Consider the following 3264-nt stretch of genomic DNA (forward strand, 5'->3'; position numbering starts at 1 on the left):
CCCCCTACGTCCGCGAAGTGCGGCCGGACGTCCCATCCGGCGATGCCCTCCCCGTCCGGCCGCACTTCGCGGACGTAGGGGGCGAGGCCGGGGCGTCCCGGTGGGGCGTCGTCGCGGGTGTAGAGCGCCGCGACCGGCACCCCGTCGTAGGACGCGCGGGTCAGCAGACCCTCGATCTCGTCGAGGGGGGTGTCCTCGGTCGCCGCGCCGGACTTGCGCAGCACCCCCTTCACCGTCTCCCGCCACCGGTCGCGCTCGGCCGGGGGGAAGGCGGCGGCCAGTTCGAGTTCCTCAGGCGGCACCGTCATGCCCTGGATCGTAGGTGAGCGACCGAATGGCGCTCTGAAGCGGGTCCCGCTGACCAGTATCCGGCGGCGGCCGGCCCGCCGGTTAGCGGCGCGGCGTCCGGGAAGAGCACGCTCATGACCTTGGATCCACTCCCCGGTGACCTCTACTACATGCAGGAACTCCTCGACGAGCGCGAGAAGGAGATCGTCGGAAGGGTGCGCGCCTTCCTGGAGGCGAAGGTCGCGCCGATCGCGGACGACTGCTGGGGACGGGCCGAGTTCCCCTTCGACCTGATCCCGCAGTACGGCGAACTCGGCATCGCCGGGCTGGCCCACGACGAGTGCCCCGGGGAGAAGCCGAGCAGCCTGCTCACCGGGTTCCTCGCGATGGACATGGCGCGCGTGGACCCGTCCATGGCGACGTTCTTCGGCGTCCACACCGGCCTCGCGATGGGCAGCATCGGCCGGTGCGGCTCCCCCGAGCAGCGCCAGCGGTGGCTGCCCGCGATGGGGCGGATGGAGAAGATCGGCGCATTCGCGCTCACCGAGCCCGAGGGCGGGTCGGACGTCGCGCTCGGCCTGCGCACCACCGCGCGGCGCGACGGCGACCACTGGGTGCTGAACGGCGCCAAACGCTGGATCGGCAACGCCACGTTCGCCGACCACACCGTCGTGTGGGCGCGGGACGAGGCCGACGACCAGGTCAAGGGGTTCGTCGTCGCCAAGGGCACGCCGGGCTTCACCGCCACCCCGATCCGGAACAAGATCGCGCTGCGCACCGTCGAGAACGCCGACATCGCGCTGGAAGACTGCCGCGTCCCCGAGTCCGACCGGCTCCAGGGCGCGAACAGCTTCAAGGACACCGCCGCGATCCTGCGCCGCACCCGCAGCGGCGTCGCGTGGCAGGCGGTCGGCGTGATGCTCGCCGCCTACGAAATCGCCCGCGACTACGCGGTGGAGCGCGAGCAGTTCGGCCGGCCCATCGCCAAGTTCCAGCTCGTCCAGGACCTGCTGGTCAAGATGCTGGGCAACGCGACCGCCTGCCTCGGCATGGTGGTGCGGCTCGCGCAGCTGCAGGACGGCGGCCTGTACCGGGACGAGCACTCGGCGCTCGCCAAGGCCTACTGCACCACCCGGATGCGGGAGGTCGTCGGCTGGGCGCGCGAGCTGATGGCGGGCAACGGGATCGTCCTCGACTACGGCATCGGCCGGTTCGTCGCCGACTCGGAGGCGCTGTACTCCTACGAGGGCACCCGGGAGATCAACACGCTGATCGTCGGCCGCGCGGCGACCGGAATGGGGGCGTTCGTCTGACTCCGCCGGCCGGCGGACGATCTACCGGCTACCCCGGAAGGCCGTCCGTCCAGGGGCGTTGCTAGAGTTCGGCGTCGTACAGCCCCACCGGAACCTTGCAGAGGTAGACCACAACATGTCGACTGGCAGCCACGCCGGGCGCCCGAAGTCCTGGGTCGCCGTGGCCATCATCTTCGTCGGTTTCATCGTCGGCGGCGTCGGCATCGTCATCGGCCCGGACTGGATCGTGTTCGGGGTGGGCGCCGCGCTGATCGCGGTCGGCGGCATCGTCGCGCTGGCCGTCGACATCATGACCGACGTCATCGTCGACGACCCCCGGGCCTAGCGGCGGCGGCGATGTTCGGTCGTCCTCCCCTCGAGGAGCGGATCGCCGCGCGGCAGCGCGAGCGGGGCAGGCTCAAGCCGGGGAAGGTCTTCCCGCACGGCCCCGCCAAGATGCTGTTCTTCGTGAGCATGGGCGTTGTCGTGGTCACGCACATCATCGCGCTGTGCATGTACTTCGTGGACGCCGGGCCCGCGCGCTAGCCGGCGCGCCCGGCGCGGTACCCGCCGAGGGTCCGCCTCAGCGGCCTCTGTCCGAGCCGTTGGGCGGGCCCTTCCGCTTGTCTCCCAGGTAGAACAGCCCCACCAGGAAGAACACGGCGACGGCGAGCAGGAGAACGAGCACGCCGACCACAGTCGATCCGGTCACGGGGGCCACCTCCTTCTCATACGGCACTTTCTCACATGGCCGCGTCTCCCCGGACTGTGCCCATTGAGCGGCGGGTCAAAAGAGGGTCAAGGAGATCCCTTACCGCCGTTTACGGGCCGACCGGCAGGTGCCATCGCGGCGGCGGCCACGTACCGTCGGGAGGAACGTGGCCTGCTGCGCCGCCCCGAGCCCGAGGTGGTGGACGACCCTGCGATTCGGTGTCGAGGAAGAGTACTTCGTCGTCGATCCCGTCTCCCGGGAGGTCGTCCCCCGTGCCGCCGCCGTCGTGCGGCGGGCCGGCGCCGCGCTGGGCGAGCGCGCCTCCACCGAGCTGGTCGCGTTCCTCGCCGAGGCCAAGACCTCCCCGTGCGACGACCTCGACAAGCTCCGCGAGCAGATCCGGGCGATGCGCGCGGCGATGGCGGCCGCCGCGGCGGCGGAGGGCGTCCGGCTCGCCGCCACCGGCACGCCCGTGCTGGGCGAGGTGGTCCCCGCGCCGATCGCCGCCGGTCCCCGCTACGCCGAGAGCCTGGCCGTCTACCGGGCACTGGACGACGAGCAGAGCATCTGCTCCTGCCACGTCCACGTCGAGATGCCCGATCGGGAGCACGCCGTCCAGGTCGGCAACCACCTGCGGCCGTGGCTGCCGACGCTGCTCGCGCTGACCGCGAACTCCCCGTACTGGGCGGGGCGCGACACCGGCCACGCCTGCTGGCGCGCGCTGGCGTGGGCGCGGTGGCCGGTGGCGGGCCCGCCGCCGTTCTTCGCCTCGGCCGCCCACTACGACGACCTCGTCGGGACGCTGCTCGGCTGCGGCGCCCTGATGGACACCGGGACGATCTTCTGGGACGTCCGGCCGTCCGCGCGGCTGCCCACCGTGGAGGTGCGGCTCGCCGACGTCGCCCCGACCGCCGGCGACGCGGCCGTGCTCGCCGCGCTGGTCCGGGCGCTGGTGCGGGTGTCGTCCCGGGC

At 72.2% G+C, this 3264-nt stretch carries 5 protein-coding genes and 1 pseudogene; 4 read left to right on the plus strand and 2 right to left on the minus strand.

What is annotated here, in order from left to right; genetic code table 11:
• Nucleotides 1–308, minus strand: a pseudogene (locus tag HUX53_RS27220) (methylmalonyl-CoA mutase); the annotation flags it as partial.
• A gap of 114 nt (nt 309–422) precedes the next feature.
• Here HUX53_RS27220 and HUX53_RS27225 point away from each other — a divergent pair.
• From HUX53_RS27225 to HUX53_RS27235, 3 genes are all read left to right on the plus strand, one after another.
• Nucleotides 423–1601, plus strand: a complete 1179-nt coding sequence (locus tag HUX53_RS27225; RefSeq protein WP_176406069.1) for an acyl-CoA dehydrogenase family protein — start codon at nt 423–425, stop codon at nt 1599–1601.
• A 115-nt stretch (nt 1602–1716) separates the two neighbouring features.
• On the plus strand, nt 1717–1926 hold the full coding sequence (locus HUX53_RS27230) for an HGxxPAAW family protein (RefSeq protein ID WP_176406070.1): 210 nt from the start codon (nt 1717–1719) through the stop codon (nt 1924–1926).
• A gap of 11 nt (nt 1927–1937) precedes the next feature.
• Nucleotides 1938–2126, plus strand: a complete 189-nt coding sequence (locus tag HUX53_RS27235; RefSeq protein ID WP_176406071.1) for a hypothetical protein — start codon at nt 1938–1940, stop codon at nt 2124–2126.
• Nucleotides 2127–2163: 37 nt separating this feature from the next.
• Here the strand turns inward: HUX53_RS27235 and HUX53_RS41610 are convergent, their stop codons facing one another.
• The gene (locus HUX53_RS41610; RefSeq protein ID WP_255205683.1) at nt 2164–2292 is read right to left on the minus strand and encodes a hypothetical protein; all 129 of its coding nucleotides are present in this window, start codon (nt 2290–2292) and stop codon (nt 2164–2166) included.
• A gap of 166 nt (nt 2293–2458) precedes the next feature.
• Between HUX53_RS41610 and HUX53_RS27240 the strand changes: the two genes are divergently transcribed.
• Nucleotides 2459–3264: YbdK family carboxylate-amine ligase (locus HUX53_RS27240; RefSeq protein WP_176406072.1), on the plus strand; the 806-nt coding region annotated here is incomplete at its 3' end.

It is taken from the genome of Actinomadura sp. BRA 177, assembly GCF_013372625.1.
Taxonomy (GTDB): Bacteria; Actinomycetota; Actinomycetes; order Streptosporangiales; family Streptosporangiaceae; genus Spirillospora.